Below are 17,598 nucleotides of genomic sequence, written 5' to 3' on the forward strand. Positions count from 1 at the left end.
TTTGTTTGCCGTATAATTCAATATTTTCTAAGTATTGGGCTTAGCACGGCGGAAAGAAATGGTTTGGTTATATTATCTCTTTATTTTTGGTTTATCTTACAGCTTGACCTGGGGGTTACGCCGTTATGCTCTAGCCACTAACATGCTGGATATACCCAATCATCGCTCTTCGCACCTTATAGCAACACCCAGAGGAGGTGGATTATCCTTTGTAGTTTGTTTTTTAATAGCAGTGATTTTGCTCCTTTATTTTAAATTGATTAGTTTATCAATAGCGGTTGCATTACTGGGTGCGGGTTCTCTAATTGCGATTATAGGTTTTGTCGATGATCGAAATAATATTCCAGCAAAATGGCGTTTACTTGGACATTTTGCTGCAAGTTTTTTTGCTTTATATGCTCTTGGAGGTATGCCAACAATTCCTTTTTTTGCGTGGACATTATCTACTGGAATAATTGCAAATATTTTTGCTGTTTTTTATCTGGTCTGGTTGTTAAATTTATACAATTTTATGGACGGAATAGATGGGATTGCAGCAATAGAGGCGGTCACAGTTTGCTTCGGAGGCGTGCTGATGTATTACCTTCAAAGTGATACAAATGCAATGTATTTGCCGATTTGCTTGGCGTTTGCAGTGGCTGGTTTTTTATTCTGGAATTTTCCGCCAGCAAGAATTTTTATGGGGGATGCTGGTAGCGGTTTTTTAGGGCTTATTTTAGGAATTTTGTCAATCCAATCTGCAAAAATAAATTCAAATTTTTTTTGGGGTTGGATGATACTTTTGGGTGTTTTTATTGTCGATGCTACGGTAACATTATTAGGTCGTGGAATGCGAGGTGAAGTTATCTTCGAAGCACACCGTAGTCACGCCTACCAACATGCCTCACGCTATTATGGTAAACACTTACCTGTAACCTTGGGGATCTTAGCCATAAATCTACTATGGCTGCTGCCTATGGCGATAGTAGTTGGGCTTGGTTTTATCAATAGCGGTTTAGGGTTGCTAATTGCTTATCTACCGCTTGTTATCCTCGCTTTGAAGCTTAAAGCAGGAAAAAAAGAGTGATTTTTGCATTTTTAAGCTATAAGAATGCAAAAATTCAATTAAACTTAATATTACGTTAAGAATGGTTGTGTAAAATAACAATCGAGAGCTATATTTTGATTTTATTTTACGCAAAGTGTAGTTACCACGAGTACCATGGAAGATATCTATGGAATTTTAAGGGTAACTGTTATGTAGAAGGGAGATTGTGTTATGTTGATTTTAACTCGCCGTATCGGCGAAACATTGATTATCGGTGATGATGTAAATATCACTGTTTTAGGGGTGAAAGGAAATCAGGTGCGCTTAGGTATTAATGCACCAAAAGATGTTTCAGTACACCGTGAAGAAATTTATTTACGCATACAGCAAGAGAAAGAAACACCAGACACAGAAGAAGAAGCAGTATAACCGGATTTTATCCGCAGTCATCCAGTCCCGAGTCGACAGGAGGTCTAATGCTCGGGACACACTTTACCCTACCTAATCTACCAATTCTAGTCCGTTTTCAATGAAGTATCACCCGAAGAAAGATGATGTAATTTTCCATCGGTATCCCGAAGGCACAACTGGCCTAATTCATTCACACCACAAGCGTAACCGCTTATTAAGCCGGTGGGTTGAGATACTTTAATAAATTGTCCTTTTAGATAATCAGCCGCTTGCCAATCGGCTACAAATTTAGCAAAGCCTGTTACCAAAAATTTATTTAAATAGATGTCTAAATGAGCAATAAGATTGGCTAATAGTAGATTGCGGTCAAAATGTTTCCCAGTGATTTCATAGAGGGAACACCAAGGTTTATCAGGAAGTGATTGTTCTTGAGTTGCGGTATTTACATTCATGCCAATACCGATAATTACCTGCGCACAACTATTTGTTTCGGCGATAATCTCAATGAGAATTCCACATAATTTTTTATCACCCCACAGCAGGTCATTGGGCCACTTTATACGAATACCATGTTGAACTTGGATATCTTGCAAACTAGCTAAAATCGCTAGACCAACCACAAGGCTTAAGCCTGATAAACGAGACAAGCAGCAATTCAATTCCCAGCGACTGGAAAAATAAATATTTTCGCCAAAAGGGGAATACCATTGGCGACCAAATCGGCCTCGGCCATGCGTTTGTTTCTCAGCACAACAAAGGCTAATGGCCGCTCGGTTTGTCAGGTCTTTCAAGAAACGATTGGTCGAATCAATCGTTGCAAAAAGATGAACATCTATTTCCTTTGTAAATTGCCTATTTTTTAAATGCTGACGAATCAATGATTCATCAAGAGGAATAGTAGGTGTGGTCAATTGATAACCATGTTGTGGAATTCGGCGAATAGCAAGGCCAAGTTCTGCTAATTGCCTAATGTGTTTCCAAATAGCTGTACGTGAGACGCCAAGTCGTTCTCCGAGTATTTTACCACTGTGACAATTTCCATCAGAAAGTTGATGTAGTAGTTCTAATTGGATCTTACTAAATTGTTTCATCATGATATCCAAGACATGACTCTATAGGATTTCAGACTCGCCCATTTGGGATGCAATCTGTTTAAGGGATTGGAGTATAGCAGATTTTTTGAGAGGAAGAGATTTATAGATGTAGGTTTGACTAGGTCTAATGATACTTCCTTAAGGATAAAAAACCTTCTGCCCTACGTCCCGCGACTTGTTCGGCGTTGTTGCAAACGCTACTCTTGTCCCTACTTACCGTGGCTTGTTCGCGGTATCCATGCGATCTTTTTTCTTACTCAGATCTTTGGATCCGCGAACAAGTCGCGGGACGTCGAGATGGACTATACGATAGCACTACAAGCTGCGACGAATTCCGAGAGCAAGGAATATGTAAGTCCAGCCATCGACAATCATTTCAATCGCAATAAAGAGCCCGATAACCCATATACCACTTATAGGCCATTTTATTAAGATCAGAATACCTAGGATGAGAGCAGTGAGTCCTGCAAACAATAACCAAACCCACCCAGGAGAACCTCTAAGTCTTAGTGCCATGATGAAACGAGTAAGTCCAATAATAATCAATACGCTACCTAATAAAGCGGTAATTAAGGTTGAGGCTAAGAAAGGATCGTAAATAATAATGCAGCCGCCTATGATATATAGGGCTGCAATAAATGCATGCCAAGCCACAGCCTTCCAATGTTTGGCTTTAAACACATCAATAAACTGCGAGCAGCCGGCAATGATAAGCAAGACACCCAAAAAAAGCATGCTCGCTAAAGTGAGTCCAACAACCATCCCTAAGCCGATGCAACCTAAAATGACAAATAAAATACCCAAGGCTAATAACCAACCCCAGCTATGTCTTAATTCAGTTGCTTCAACTGCTAAGTCATTCTTTGTCTTTGCCATAAAATATCCTTATTGACCATCCCTGTTCAATTTGAGTATATACCCATTAACTGTCAACGGAAAGATACAATCCGAGTTGTTTAAAAGAGGATCGCAGGATTATCTAAGCGCGCATATCGCAGTTCTTTCACTTCTGGATGATAGCAGAGCGCGCCGCTGCAAGCGACTTGGGGCATAAAAGAATTCATTAACCAATCACAATGATGCACTGTGTCCATGATGCGTTCAGTGCTTGTAGAAAAAATTGGCACGGTAAAAAGTTTAGTAGGATAACTAAGTCCCAAACCACTTGCCTTGATAAACGCTTCTTTTTGTGCCCAGATTTGGAAAAAAACCTGAGGTTTTAAATGCTTAGGTAGCTTTAAAAAAAACTCTAATTCTTGTGGTGAAAATAAATTCTTTGCAATACCGTCATAAGGTCTTGCTGAAAAAAACTCCAAATCAACGCCTAGAGGGAACCGGCATCCTACAGCTAATAATGCAAGCTCCCCTGAATGACTGAGATTAAACTCTAGGCCATGAGAACCCTCAATCCCTGGTTTCCCATGTGAACTATATTGAAAACTCAATTGACTGGGGTCTCGTTGAAGATAACGGCCTAAAATAAGCCGCAAAGTTGCGCGAGCGATAGTAAAGCGGCGGCGATGACGTTCAAAATGATACCGATTGGCGCGAACTAATTCTGCTTCATTCAGTAATGAATTGGCTTGTTGGAAGGGATTATTTAGTGGAAACTCCCAAATATCGATGCGAGTTTTGACTAAATTACAGTCAGAAGCAGCAGAAAACTCAATGTTTATTGACATAGAATGCCCGGAACGGTGGCGTCAAAAAGCAGTTACAGGTATCATAGCGCATGAAAATAAATTCTCCAAACGAGTAAGTGAATGAGCCGACAATTTTTGGATTTTGAGCAACCCATTGAGGAGTTGAATCAAAAAATTCAAGCACTGCGAATGGTAGGCAGTGATAATGAAGTTAATTTGACTGAAGAAATAACCCGCTTGGAAACCAAATGCCAAGAACTAACTGCCAATATCTTTTCCAATTTAGAGCCTTGGCAGGTTGCGCAGATGGCTAGACATCCTCTACGTCCGCAGACTACTGACTATATCGAAAATATTTTTACTGATTTTCAAGAACTACATGGTGATAGGCATTATTCGAGTGCGCCTGCAATCATTGGTGGGCTAGGTCGATTGAATGGTGAGCCTGTAATGATTTTAGGGCATCAGAAAGGCAAACGAACCAAAGAAAAGGTTTATCGTAACTTTGGTATGGCTCGTCCCGAGGAGTATCGCAAAGCGCTACGTTTAATGAAAATGGCAGAGAAATTTAACTTACCTATTTTTACTTTTATTGATACGGCGGGGGCTTACCCAGGGATCGGTGCAGAGGAACGTAATCAATCGGAAGCTATTGCGAAAAATTTGCTAGAAATGGCTAAGCTAAGAACACCTGTGATTTGTACTATCACTGGTGAAGCTGGCTCAGGCGGTGCTTTAGCCATTGGGGTAGGGGATAGAGTCTTGATGCTGCAATATGGAATTTATGCGGTTATCTCTCCAGAAGGATGTGCATCCATACTTTGGAAGGATGCAGCAAAAGCAAGCGAGGCTGCACGAGCTATGGGGATTACCGCTCATAAAATTCTTGAGCTAGGTCTAGTGGATGACGTTGTGGAAGAGCCTTTAGGTGGGGCTCATCGAAATTTTGTTGATATGACTTCCCGTCTGAAAGAAATTTTAATCAGCGAATTGCGGGTATTAAAAAATCTTCCTATGGAAGAGTTATTAAAACAACGGTACGACAAATTTATGGCTATGGGCGCTTGTGACTAAATCACTCTTAGATGCTGATTGGTTAAAGAAACTAGGTCTCTATAAAAGAATATTTGTTGGTTTTAGCGGTGGGCTAGACTCCACCGTTTTGCTTCATAGTTTGGCAACATATCCTTCCTTGCTGAATCAATTAACTGCTGTGCATATTCATCATGGTATTAGTCCTAATGCCTTTGCTTGGCAACAACACTGCCAACAATTTTGCAAGGAATACAAAATTCCATTGCTCACTCAACAAGTCGAATTTGAGCGCCATGCAAATCTAGAAGAAAAAGCAAGACAAGCAAGATATCAGGCTTTTGCTAATTTACTAACCACTGAAGATTGTTTGCTTCTAGGTCATCATTTAAACGATCAAGCAGAAACATTGCTTTTACAACTATTTCGCGGAGCAGGTATTGATGGTTTGGCTGCGATGCAAACTATAAAAAAATTTGCTCAGGGAGTCTTGCTTAGGCCCTTTTTGCTATATTCCCGCGAAATTTTAGAAAGTTATGCCCGGACTCAGCAATTAAAATGGATTGATGATGAATCTAATCTCAATACAGATTTCTCCAGAAATTATCTTCGCCATAAGGTTTTACCTATTTTGCAGCAACGTTGGCCGGCAGTGGTGACTAATTTAGTACGTACTACTCGTCATTGCCAACAAGCACAAACTAATTTAGATGATTTAGCAAAAATAGATTGTCCTGCACTGAGTCAATCTTCAACGATGTTGCCGCTTAAATCGTTAAAGAATTTAAGTCATGCACGACTTAGCAATGTATTGCGTGTTTGGTTGAAGTTTAATCATATTAAATTGCCTTCTACCCTGATTTTCAATCGAATCATTAGTGAAGTAATAGAGGCAAGAGAAGATGCTAAACCAGAAGTGGTTTGGCAAGAAGGTTGTGTTAGGCGTTATCAGCAAGCTCTCTATCTATTAAAGAATGAACCACAAGGCGTTTTGCAGCCGCAGAATTGGAGTTCTTTTCCTCAAACTTTAGTGATCAATGGTTTAGGTAGGCTTCAAGTAAAAATGACGAATAAAGGTTTGGTACTACCTACCTCGGCGCAAATTGAAATTCGGTTTCGTCAGGGAGGGGAGTTTTTTCATTGGCATGGGCAAACTAAGCAGTTAAAAAAATTATTTCAGGAATGGCATATTCCTCCTTGGCAACGGGGTAGTATCCCTTTGCTATATGTGAATAGACAACTTGCAGTGGTCATTGGTTATGCAATTTCCGATCTTTTTTATGGGGAGATAGATTCAAATTCTTATCAATTATCAATGGAGCCAATTTAAGTTGATTTAACCAAAGTTTCAGTAACAACTTAGCTCATATCATGATAGATTAGGAATAATCAGTAGTAGCCTGCAAAGGAATGTACTTAGTGTTTAGGCCCATAACAAGAACTATTATTGGGATCATCTTACTCGCATTGTTTTTATCTGCTTGTATGGTTGGACCTAATTTTCGTACGCCTAGCGGATTTAGGGTTAAACATTATACTGAAAAACCACTCCCCAAAAAAACGGTTAGTGCTCCATCACGGGGTGGGCAATCACAAAAATTTATTAGCGGAAAGGATCTTCCTGAGCTTTGGTGGGAATTATTTCGTTCTCCGGCGATCAATTCCCTTATTCGTAAAGGCTTGGCCAATAGTCCTAATTTATCGTCTGCAATGGCTGCCTTACGCCAAGCCAAAGAAAATTTGAATGCTGAAATTGGTAATACACTTTGGCCGGCTGTGGATTCTCAAAGTTTTGCGCAAAGACAACGCTACTCTACAACAAATATCGGTGATGTGGGTGGCGCTAGGGCTTTTACTTTTAATCTTTTCAGTACTACTTTGAATCTATCCTATAATGTGGATGTTTTTGGTGGTTCCAGACGAAAAATAGAATCACTACGAGCAACTGTTGATAATCAACAATTCGAAGTGATAGCGGCCTACCTTACACTGACCTCAAATATAGTTACTACCGCTATTAATGTGGGTTCTTTCAGAGAGCAGATTAAGGTAACTCGTGAGCTAATTCGGGAACAACAAACCTTACTCAATATTTTACAGAAACAATTTGAGTTAGGTGGTATTTCAAAAGCCAATGTATTGACGCAACAAACCTTATTGGAACAGACAAAAGCGACCTTACCCCCTTTGGAAAAAAGCCTGGCGCAAAATGAGCATGCCTTATCGGTGCTCGCAGGATCGTTTCCTGATGAGCGTCTACCAATTATTGATCTCGATAAATTAAAATTGCCTGTTACTCTCCCGGTAACTGTGCCTTCTCTTCTTATTCGACAGCGCCCTGATATCCGTGCTGCTGAGGCTACACTTCATTCAGCTTGTGCTGAAATTGGCGTAGCTACCGCTGCCTTGTTTCCTAAATTGGATATAACAGCTTACTATGGCTTTATAAGTACCTCATTGGGAAATTTGTTTTCCCACCAAAATAGTATTTGGAGCATGATGGCTACTGTGACGCAACCAGTGTTCCATGGTGGTGCTCTGTTAGCTCAGCGACGTGCGGCGATTGCGGCCTACCAACAAGCCGATGCGCAGTATCGACAAACCGTATTACAAGGTTTTCAAAATGTAGCAGATGTTTTACGTGCTTTGGAAACCGATGCTCGAGCTTTACAGGCACAAGCTTTAGCAGAAGACTCCGCTCGGCTCTCATTAAAATTGACCATGGATCAATATCGTTTAGGTGGAGCTAGTTATATTAATCTCTTAAACGTGCAGCAGCAGTATTTACAAGCCCGAATCAATCGAGTTCAGGCTCAGGCAGTACGTTATGCTGATACGGCGGCATTATTTCAAGCATTAGGTGGTGGATGGTGGCATAAACCCTGGTGTGTTAAAGAGTGTTTATGATTTAATAGGAATCTTTAGTTAAAATAATTTTGTCTTTTAAGAGAGAGACTTTCTTGAAAAAACAAATGGTTATCATGTTAGTTTGTGTGGGGCTTTTGTTCGGGCTAATTTTCGGCTGGAAGGCATTTAAAACCCTTATGACCGATAAGTATTTAGAGACGATGCAAGAACCCGTCGTAACTGTCTCAACAATGCGCGTAGAGTCTTCCCTTTGGCAACCTCAATTAAAAGCTGTTGGGACTTTACGTGCTCGCGTGGGTGTGAATGTGACAACCGAACTGGCGGGCATGGTGCAAACGATATCATTTACACCGGGTACTAAAGTAGAAAAAGGAACTGTCTTAGTGCAGCTTAATGCAGGCTCAGAGCTTGGTTTATTACACGCGCTGGAAGCTCAAGTCGAGTTGGCCAAAATTACTTACAATCGTGATAAAGCGCAATATGCCGCACACGCAGTAAGTAAGCAGGTAGTCGACTCTGATGAATGGAATCTCAAAAATTTAGAAGCCCAGGTAGAGCAACAGAAGGCAACGACAGAAAAGAAAACGATAAGAGCACCTTTTACAGGCCAATTGGGTATTAATCTAGCCAATCCTGGTCAATACCTCAATGTAGGGGATACGGTCACAACCTTACAAGAGCTTGATCCAATTTATGCTGATTTTAATTTGCCACAGCAATCCATATCACAGGTAAAACTAGGCCAAATTGTAACTATTACTAGCGATGCTTTTCCAAAGAGAAAATTCAGAGGGAAAATCACTACGGTACAGCCAGCTATCGACCAAGATACACGCAACGTGCTTGTAGAGGCGACAGTTCCGAACGCTGACTTAGCCTTAAAACCCGGTATGTTTGTCCACGGAGAAATTGATACGAAAACACCACAAACCTTCTTGACTTTACCTCAATCAGCCGTCAGCTTTAATTCCTATGGAGATATTGTTTATATCGTTAAAAACAGTGGTAAAAAAGATAAGCAAAACCAACCCATTCTAGTCGTAGAGCAAGTTTTTGTAACGGTAGGTGAAACGCGTGGTGATCAAATAGCTATCTTAAAAGGATTAAATTTAGGGGATATTGTCGTCACAAGTGGTCAACTTAAACTCAAAAATGGAAGTCGTATTGAGATAAACAATAAAATACAGCCAAGTAATCAAATGGCGCCCAAAATAATTGAAAAATAATCAGCACTAAAAAGTAAGGACCGCAGTAAGATGCAGTTTACGGATATTTTTATCAAACGACCTGTACTTGCAACAGTAATAAGTCTGTTGCTCTTAGTATTGGGTTTGCGTTCGATAAATTTATTACCGATTATGCAATACCCATTTACTGAAAAAGCAATCGTTACCATCTCAACGGTTTATACTGGTGCTGATCCCGCAGTTATTGCTGGTTTTATAACCACTCCAATAGAAAATTCAGTGGCTCAAGCGAATGGTATTGATTATATGACTTCAACGAGTACGTCAGGTCTGAGTACCATCACCGTTAACCTTCTCTTAAACTATGATCCGCTGAAAGCCTTATCGGATATTACTACCAAGGTTAATGCGGTTCTTAACCAGTTGCCCAAAAATTCTCAACAACCCGTGATCACTGTTTCAGTAGGACAGACGATTCAATCAATGTACATTGGATTTTATAGCGAAGACTTGCCTATTAATAAAATTACTGACTATATAATTCGAGTTGTTCAACCAAAATTACAAGCGATAAATGGGGTGCAGAATGCTCAAATTTTAGGAAACCAAACCTTCGCCTTACGGGCATGGTTAGATCCAGTAAAATTGGCAGGTTATGGCATATCGGCTGCTGAAGTAGGGGCTGCTCTTGCTAACAATGATTTTATCTCGGCGGCCGGCCGTACTGACGGCCAAATGTTCATTCAAAATTTAACTACTAGCACCAATCTCACCAATGTTGAGCAATTTAAGAAAATGGTATTGAGGGCTCAAAACGGGGCGATCATTCGCTTAGGAGACGTTGCTGATGTGTCGCTAGGGGCGCAAAACTATAATTCGACAGTAAGTTTTGATGGTCGTACCGCCGTTTATATTGGCATTACTGTTGCTCCTTCAGCAAACCTTTTAACTGTTATTGATGATATCAAAAAAATATATCCTTCCATTCGCGCTCAATTACCCAAAGGTTTGAACTCGAATATAACCTATGACGCCAGCCTTTTCGTCCAATCGTCTATTAACGAAGTGATAATTTCTTTAATGGAAGCATTCTTTATTGTGACCATCGTTATTTTTCTTTTTCTTGGTTCTATACGTTCGGTCATTATTCCTCTCATAGCAATCCCTTTATCGATTATTGGAACCTTTTTCGTGATGTTGGTACTTGGTTATTCAATCAACTTATTAACCTTACTAGCTTTAGTGTTAGCAATTGGCCTAGTTGTTGACGATGCGATTATTGTGGTTGAGAACGTGCAGCGTCATATTGAGGAAGGGCAAACCAAATTTAAAGCAGCAATTCAGGGTGCCGGAGAGTTAGCAAGCCCTATTGTAGCAATCACCGTAGTATTAATAGCGGTCTATGCACCTATTGGTTTTATGGGCGGATTAACCGGGGCTTTATTTACTGAATTTGCGTTTACGTTGGCGGGTTCTGTCACTGTTTCAGCGATCGTCGCACTAACCCTTTCTCCAATGATGTGCTCTAAATTTCTTAAGTCCGAAAATGAAGCAGCAAAAGGTCGCTTTATGACTACAGTCGATAATTGGCTGAAAAAATTGGAAGAAGGTTATAAAAAATCCTTGGCTAATGCATTGAATTATCTGGCAGTTATTGTTGTTTTTGCTGTCATTATTTTGCTGAGTAATTATTTTTTATTTATCACTTCTAATTCAGAACTTGCTCCGCAAGAAGATCAGGGAATTATCATCGCGCAAGTCACTGGTCCTGCTAATGCCTCCTTAGCACAAACTAAACTTTACTCAAAACAAGTGAATGAGATATTTAAAAAATATCCTGAAACGGACCATGTTTTTGAAGTAAATGGAAATAATAATTCACTTAACCAAGCTATCGTTGGAATGGTTTTTAAACCCTGGGATCAGCGAAGGCGCACCTCAAATGAGATTCAACCTCTAGTTCAAGAGCAGCTCGACCAAATTGCAGGGGCTAAAATAGCCGCTTTCCAATTACCTTCTTTGCCTGGCGGAGGGAGTGGTTTACCCATTCAATTCGTGATTACGACGACAGAGCCTTTTGAAAAGTTAAATATAGTGTTGCAAAATTTCCTCGCTAAGTCACAAAAAGCCGGTATTTTTGCCTATATCGATCCCGATCTTAAAATTGATAAACTTCAAACTAAGATATTGATTGATCGAGATAAGGTATCAGAATTTGGATTAACAATGCAGGATATTGGTAATATCTTCGACTCAGGACTAAGTGAAGGATACATTAATTATTTTGATTTTGCGGGACGTTCCTATCAAGTTATTCCGCAAGTTAAGCGATCAACCCGGCTAAACCCTGATCAGTTACTTAATTATTATTTAAAAACAAGCCAGGGTGCATCGATACCGCTTTCAACTGTTGCAAGCCTAAAAAGAGAAATTGTTCCTGAATCCCTAACTCATTTTCAACAGCTTAATTCTGCAACGATTTCGGCAGTTGCTTTCCCGGGTGTCTCTATGGGCGAGGCCCTAGCGACTTTTGCAAAGATTGCAAAAGAAGTATTGCCGCAGGGATACAATATTGATTATGCCTCACAGTCTCGCCAATTTATTCAAGAAGGCTCAAGTTTAGTTGTTACTTTCTTCTTTGCTTTACTCATTATCTTTTTATCACTTGCGGCTTTATTTGAAAGTTTCCGTGATCCCCTCATTGTGTTAATTAGTGTGCCTATGTCAATTTGTGGCGCGATGATTTTTATTAGTCTGGGTGTGGGTAGTGCGACCTTGAATATTTATAGCGAAGTGGGTTTGGTCACCTTAATTGGTTTAATTTCTAAACATGGTATTTTGATCGTGGAATTTGCTAATGAACTACAAATCAGTGGTAAAAAGAAACGAGAGGCTATTCAAATGGCCGCGTCTATTCGTTTGCGGCCAATTTTAATGACTACCGCAGCGATGGTTTTAGGGGTTATCCCTCTGATTATCGCTAGCGGCGCTGGCGCTGAAAGTCGATACAACATCGGCCTTGTGATTGCAACCGGGATTTCGATTGGGACCCTGTTTACTTTGTTTGTAGTGCCGGCCATGTACATGTTGCTAGCAGAGGATCATACCAAAAGGAAAATTATGGGCAAATTAGAAGACGAAGAAATCCTGCCATAAAGTTTATTAACTTTTTGTTAACACAAATTGCCAATTAGCTATATTTATTAAATTATTGTTAATTATTATACTAGAACCATCATTTTTATACAGGAGACTGTCATGGTTTCAAATCTCCGAGTTGCATGGTTACTTAGTTATATTTCTATCGCTTCTTTTTCAGCGACAATTGTGACTCCAGCTCTTCCCTTTATTCAGTTACAATTTGGTTTACAAAGTGGGCAGGTTGAATGGGTCGTTTCCGCTTTTTTGATAGGCTATGTTATTGGCCAATTAATTTATGGTCCCTTAGCCAATCGCTGGGGTAGGGTTTATGCCTTACGCTTTGGTTTAGTAATTAATATGATAGGTATTTTACTTTGTATAACAAGCTTAGCATTTAATAGCTACTGGTTACTCTTAGTGGGTCGCATGATCTCCGCTCTAGGGGCCGCGGGTGGTTTAGCTTGTACTTTTATGCTAATTAATGAGTGGTTAGCTGCGGAACAACGTAAGACTGCCATGGCTTATACCATTTTGTCTTTTACCTTTGGAATCGGTCTAGCCGTAACTTTGGGTGGCCTACTGACGGAATATTGGAATTGGACTTATTGTTTTCCCTTTTTATTTGCTCATGGCGTGATCATGTTTTTGGGAACCTGGGTTTTTAGCGAAACGTTGCAAAAACCCCAAGCGATCAATCTTGTTACAATGATCCATAATTACAAGCAAGCACTTTCCTCTGGAACTTTAGTTTTATTCGCTTTAGTAGTAGGTCTTGGTTCTGCAATCGGTTATTGTTTTTCAGCCGCTGGGCCACAGATTGCCAATGATGTACTGCATTTATCCGCTGCGGATTATGGTTATTGGAATCTGATCAATATGGTCGGCATGCTGCTAGGAGGACTATGGGCTAAGAAACTACTTAATCAAATCAAGGCTATTCAAGTTATCAACGTAGGTTTAGGTGGTTGTGCTTTAGGGATTATGAGTATCATGGCGATGAACTATATACACTCAATGTCAGCCGCATGGTTTTTCCTGAGTACTTTCGTACTTTATTTGTTTACCGGCTTGTTGTTTTCAGGCGGATCGTTTATTGCCTCGAATGCCTTGGCTGATAAAGCGAATAGCTCATCAATGATGAGCTTTATCAACATGTCCACCGCTACCGTCGCGGTCGTAATTATGGGGTACCTTAGCGCTAGTCCGTTACAAGCCTTTGTAGGAATTCTTGGGGTTATGTGGATGATTGTTGCGAGCTTATTATTGTTGAATAGTTTATTGAGAAGAGCTCCCAGGCAAGTTGCTGAGCTCTAAAACAAATTCCGCGGCCTTGGCCGCGGGATTTATGTGTGGGTTTGAAGTAATTTATTAACACTCAGGTTGATTAACCGCCAAACCACCCAATGAGGTTTCCTTATAAATACTCTGCATATCCTCACCGGTTTTTTTCATGGTCTTAATCACTTTATCCAACGAAATTTGATGTTGACCATCACCAATAAGCGCCATCCGTGAAGCATTCACGGCTTTCACTGCGCCCATCGCATTGCGTTCAATACAAGGGATTTGCACGAGACCTAAAACTGGATCACAGGTCATACCGAGGTGATGTTCCATAGCAATTTCAGCGGCATTTTCAATTTGTGCAATGGTGCCGCCTAATACGGCTGTCAAACCTGCAGCGGCCATTGAGGAAGCAACACCGACTTCACCTTGACAACCTACTTCAGCGCCGGAAATAGACGCGCCTACTTTATAGAGGATACCGATAGCGGCAGCAGTTAGAAAATAAATATAAATATCTTCATCGCTCAGGCGATCATGCGCTTCCTGGCAATATTTGAGCACCGCAGGAATAATGCCCGCTGCACCATTAGTCGGTGCGGTAACGATTCGTCCTCCCGCTGCGTTTTCTTCATTGACTGCCATAGCGTATAAATTGAGCCGATTCATAATATCTGATTGCTCAAAAACACTTGGTACGCCTTTGTGCTCGATTAGTTTTTTATATAAATCGGGAGCTCGGCGTTTTAAATTCAATCCGCCAGGGAGTATGCCAGGGTGTTTGCAGCCATTTTCAATGCATTCATTCATCACTTTGGCTATTGCTAAGATGTCTTTATGAATCGTGGCTTTATCACGCCAGGTTAACTCATTAGTAATCATTAATTCGGCAATAGTTAGCTGATTATCTTGGCAAAGTTTTAATAACTCTCGCGCTGTAGTAAAAGGGTAGGGTGGTGGTCTAAGGCTTGAGGAAGACCTATCAAACTCTTCTTCTGTTGTGATAAACCCCCCACCAATCGAATAATAAATTTGACTTATTAGACTTGTTCCTGAACTATCGTAAGCGGTAAAGCGCATACCATTGCTATGTTTGGGCAATACTTCTTTTTGGAACAATAAAAAATCACTGGGCTCATGAAAAGGGATACTCTTTTTCCCGGCAAGAAAAAGGGCTTTCGAATCAATGATTTCATGCATGCGAGGTATCAGGCTTTCCGGTACAACTGTTTCAGGTGCTTTGCCTTCCAAACCATTTAAAATTGCTTTGTCAGTGCCATGTCCCTTACCTGTTAAAGCTAAAGAACCATAGAGTTCAGTTTTGACTCTTTCTGTTTTATCAAAATATTCTTCTTTTTCTAGCAAAGCTAAAAAAGCATTGGCTGCAAGCATAGGGCCTACAGTGTGTGAACTTGATGGACCGATACCTATAGAAAACAAGTCAAAGAGGCTGATGCTCATAATGAAAAATCCAGGGGTCAAATATGCTAATTTTAGAAGGAAAACACCCTATAAACAATATAATTCATCATAAGTTTTTTCTAATTATTATGAGGTAACATCTTGTAAATAACCTCTGATTCGATTTTGCTAATGTCGTCCTCTCTTTTAGAAGCTATCTTGATGAATAGTCGTTAAAAAGAGGGATGAGTTCATAGAGCTAAGCGGTGGGATGAATTGTCAACACGAACTAATTTAACCTGTAATAATTATCAGAATCCTTATCTTCTGAGGTCATCATTTCTGTGGCAATATATCGCATATTTTCTTTAATACAGGCAAAAAACATACTTCTTGATACACTTGCTGACTCAGTGGGGTTATTTGCAACAAACCTTTCATAGGTTTCAGATAAAAAAGACTCATCGACCCTTAAGGAGAAATGTTGCCGGAACTGCTTAAGCAATCCTAGCCAATATAAACCTAAAGTTGTTGTACAGGCTCCTTTCAATGCCGAATCAAGCAAATCCTGTACGGTTTTTTCTGCATCACTGTGGATATTCTTGGCCCACAACTGTTGTAATCCTTCTTTTTCTTTTTTAGTTAAATTTTCTGATAAGGTCTGACGCAATAATTCATAGCCATATGCGCTTAAACAATCCGTTAAACTATTAGCTGAGCTTGTATTTCTCAACCCACCTTTATGGCAGCTTAACATCAACATTATTTCAACGGTATCTAAGATAATATATAAGCTATTTACAGTTATTATTGTCGAGGACCCATCTTTAGGTTGAGCATCTAAATATTCTTGATAATGTAATGGATATCGTTTTTTTAACTGAGTGAGGAAGCGCTTTTGATCAGTCTTACTCATGGGTGTTAGTTGCCTATCATCATAACGTAAACCTGTTCGTAAAAAACCGTTATTTTTATTAGATAAAAAAATTGTTTCTAACGAAAAAGCTCGAAATTTGTTCTGGTATAAATTTTCGAGAGAAATAAAAATATCATCTTTAAGATAAAGTTCTTCCCAGCTTTCTAAAACATAAGAACAGTAAGTATCGTCGAAATATACTCCTGGCATTACAAGGGAGAGGGGATTTCCCTGATTAATTAATTTTGCCATTGAGTAGGCGGTTTTTGATTTTCTATCACAAGGATTATTAACAAGTAAATGTTGATGTGTAACCCAATTTCTAAATAAAAATAAAGCCTGCTGTAGTTTGATATGGTTTATATATATTTTTTTTTCTTCTTCTACCTTTCCTTCAACATTAGTCCGAGAGAGCGTTTCGTATTTTTTTTTCATATAAAATGTTTAACCTGTAAAGCTTATTTCTAAAGATTAGAAACAAATAAAACCATAGTGAATGACTAATGATTGTATAGAAAAAATATTAACCAATTATTAAGAATTGAAGGTTTAGCTTGAAACGGCAAGATTTTTCGCATCATGCTTAAATTTCTATCGGCATAACCTCTGTTTCTGCCTGTGTTTATGATTTTTTTAATGCAAGGATTTAATAAGCCTCTTTACATTCGCAAATTAACCCGAATAAACAAGGGTTAAAATCGTCGGTAATGAGTAGATGCAGCGTCCTCGCGAGGGTCCTTGATTGATAGAAAACAATGAAACAAATAAGTGTTTTACTAGTAATTTTATTTAAATTTAGGCAGAATGGGGATGCATTTTTTGCAAAGTTCTATTCGACGAAAGACAAAAAGGGGAATTGTTTATGAAGATGAGATTGGTCGCTGCTGCTGCCATGAGTTTGGCCATGTCAACGACAATAGCTGCAAATGCTACAGCAACTTCTACGCCATCAGCGGCATCATTATCTACTGATACGGATAAGCTGTCTTACAGCATCGGAGCGGATTTAGGTAAGAACTTCAAGAAGCAGGGAATTGATATTAGTCCTGCAGCAATGGCAAAAGGTTTACAAGATGGAATGAGTGGTGGGCAATTATTGCTAACTGAAGAACAAATGAAAGAGGTATTAAATAAATTTCAGAAAGAATTGATGATGAAGCGCAGCGCTGAATTCAATAAAAAATCTGAAGAAAATAAATCAAAAGGGGAAGCGTTCCTCAAAGATAATAAATCAAAAGATGGTGTTGTGAGTTTACCTAGCGGTTTGCAATACAAAATCCTTGAAAAAGGGGATGGCGCAAAACCAGCTAAAGACGACACTGTTACTGTTGAATACACTGGTCGATTGATCAATGGTCAAGTCTTTGACAGTACGGAAAAAACTGGCAAGCCTGCAACTTTCAAAGTTTCACAGGTTATTCCTGGTTGGACTGAAGCTTTACAGTTAATGCCTTCTGGTTCTACTTGGGAAGTTTATATTCCATCTGATTTAGCCTACGGTCCACGTAGCGTTGGCGGCCCTATCGGACCTAATGAAACCTTAATTTTCAAGATTCATCTGATTTCAGTTAAGAAAACTGATGCCTAATCGATT

At 39.6% G+C, this 17,598-nt stretch carries 14 protein-coding genes and 1 pseudogene; 9 read left to right on the top strand and 6 right to left on the bottom strand.

Annotated elements, in window-relative coordinates; all coding sequences use genetic code 11:
- The first annotated feature begins 58 nt into the window (after positions 1-58).
- Positions 59-1,066 (top strand): MraY family glycosyltransferase, encoded by a 1,008-nt coding sequence (locus Lnau_RS04470; protein ID WP_058503947.1) that lies wholly within the window; start codon positions 59-61, stop codon positions 1,064-1,066.
- Positions 1,067-1,258: 192 nt separating this feature from the next.
- Positions 1,259-1,456, top strand: a complete 198-nt coding sequence (gene csrA / locus Lnau_RS04475; protein WP_044012007.1) for a carbon storage regulator CsrA — start codon at positions 1,259-1,261, stop codon at positions 1,454-1,456.
- An 86-nt stretch (positions 1,457-1,542) separates the two neighbouring features.
- On the opposite strand, the gene Lnau_RS04480 is transcribed toward csrA, so the two are convergent.
- The 3 genes from Lnau_RS04480 to Lnau_RS04490 form a co-directional block, all read right to left on the bottom strand.
- A complete protein-coding gene (locus tag Lnau_RS04480; RefSeq protein WP_058503948.1) occupies positions 1,543-2,529 on the bottom strand; it encodes a biotin--[acetyl-CoA-carboxylase] ligase in 987 nt (328 codons plus the stop codon).
- 318 nt (positions 2,530-2,847) lie between these two features.
- A complete protein-coding gene (locus Lnau_RS04485; RefSeq protein ID WP_058503949.1) occupies positions 2,848-3,408 on the bottom strand; it encodes an HdeD family acid-resistance protein in 561 nt (186 codons plus the stop codon).
- A gap of 80 nt (positions 3,409-3,488) precedes the next feature.
- Complete coding sequence (locus Lnau_RS04490) at positions 3,489-4,214, bottom strand: 4'-phosphopantetheinyl transferase family protein (RefSeq protein WP_058503950.1); 726 nt, start codon at positions 4,212-4,214, stop codon at positions 3,489-3,491.
- 81 nt (positions 4,215-4,295) lie between these two features.
- Here Lnau_RS04490 and Lnau_RS04495 point away from each other — a divergent pair, with 81 nt between their 5' ends.
- The 6 genes from Lnau_RS04495 (at position 4,296) to Lnau_RS04520 (ending at position 13,717) form a co-directional block, all read left to right on the top strand.
- On the top strand, positions 4,296-5,249 hold the full coding sequence (locus Lnau_RS04495; protein ID WP_058503951.1) for an acetyl-CoA carboxylase carboxyltransferase subunit alpha: 954 nt from the start codon (positions 4,296-4,298) through the stop codon (positions 5,247-5,249).
- The gene (gene tilS, locus Lnau_RS04500) at positions 5,242-6,537 is read left to right on the top strand and encodes a tRNA lysidine(34) synthetase TilS (protein ID WP_058503952.1); all 1,296 of its coding nucleotides are present in this window, start codon (positions 5,242-5,244) and stop codon (positions 6,535-6,537) included. The genes Lnau_RS04495 and tilS overlap by 8 nt, the downstream gene beginning before the upstream one ends.
- 80 nt (positions 6,538-6,617) lie before the next feature.
- Positions 6,618-8,114, top strand: coding sequence for an efflux transporter outer membrane subunit (locus Lnau_RS04505; protein WP_058503953.1), 1,497 nt, complete (start codon positions 6,618-6,620; stop codon positions 8,112-8,114).
- A 53-nt stretch (positions 8,115-8,167) separates the two neighbouring features.
- Positions 8,168-9,301, top strand: coding sequence for an efflux RND transporter periplasmic adaptor subunit (locus Lnau_RS04510; protein WP_238585918.1), 1,134 nt, complete (start codon positions 8,168-8,170; stop codon positions 9,299-9,301).
- A 30-nt stretch (positions 9,302-9,331) separates the two neighbouring features.
- Positions 9,332-12,418: an efflux RND transporter permease subunit gene (locus tag Lnau_RS04515; RefSeq protein WP_058503954.1), complete on the top strand. Its 3,087-nt coding sequence runs from the start codon at positions 9,332-9,334 to the stop codon at positions 12,416-12,418.
- 102 nt (positions 12,419-12,520) lie between these two features.
- A complete protein-coding gene (locus Lnau_RS04520; RefSeq protein ID WP_058503955.1) occupies positions 12,521-13,717 on the top strand; it encodes an MFS transporter in 1,197 nt (398 codons plus the stop codon).
- A gap of 54 nt (positions 13,718-13,771) precedes the next feature.
- Here Lnau_RS04520 and Lnau_RS04525 read toward each other — a convergent pair whose 3' ends face one another.
- The 3 genes and pseudogenes from Lnau_RS04525 to Lnau_RS16955 all read right to left on the bottom strand — a co-directional run.
- Positions 13,772-15,148, bottom strand: a complete 1,377-nt coding sequence (locus tag Lnau_RS04525; RefSeq protein ID WP_058503956.1) for an L-serine ammonia-lyase — start codon at positions 15,146-15,148, stop codon at positions 13,772-13,774.
- A gap of 229 nt (positions 15,149-15,377) precedes the next feature.
- Positions 15,378-16,439 (bottom strand): hypothetical protein, encoded by a 1,062-nt coding sequence (locus Lnau_RS04530; protein ID WP_058503957.1) that lies wholly within the window; start codon positions 16,437-16,439, stop codon positions 15,378-15,380.
- Positions 16,440-16,691: 252 nt separating this feature from the next.
- Positions 16,692-16,768, bottom strand: a pseudogene (locus Lnau_RS16955) (hypothetical protein); the annotation flags it as partial.
- A gap of 98 nt (positions 16,769-16,866) precedes the next feature.
- Between Lnau_RS16955 and Lnau_RS04535 the strand changes: the two are divergent.
- Positions 16,867-17,592, top strand: coding sequence for a BamJ family beta-barrel-assembly machinery protein (locus Lnau_RS04535; protein WP_058503958.1), 726 nt, complete (start codon positions 16,867-16,869; stop codon positions 17,590-17,592).
- Positions 17,593-17,598 lie beyond the last annotated feature (6 nt).

This window comes from Legionella nautarum, from assembly GCF_001467895.1.
Taxonomy (GTDB): domain Bacteria; phylum Pseudomonadota; class Gammaproteobacteria; order Legionellales; family Legionellaceae; genus Tatlockia; species Tatlockia nautarum.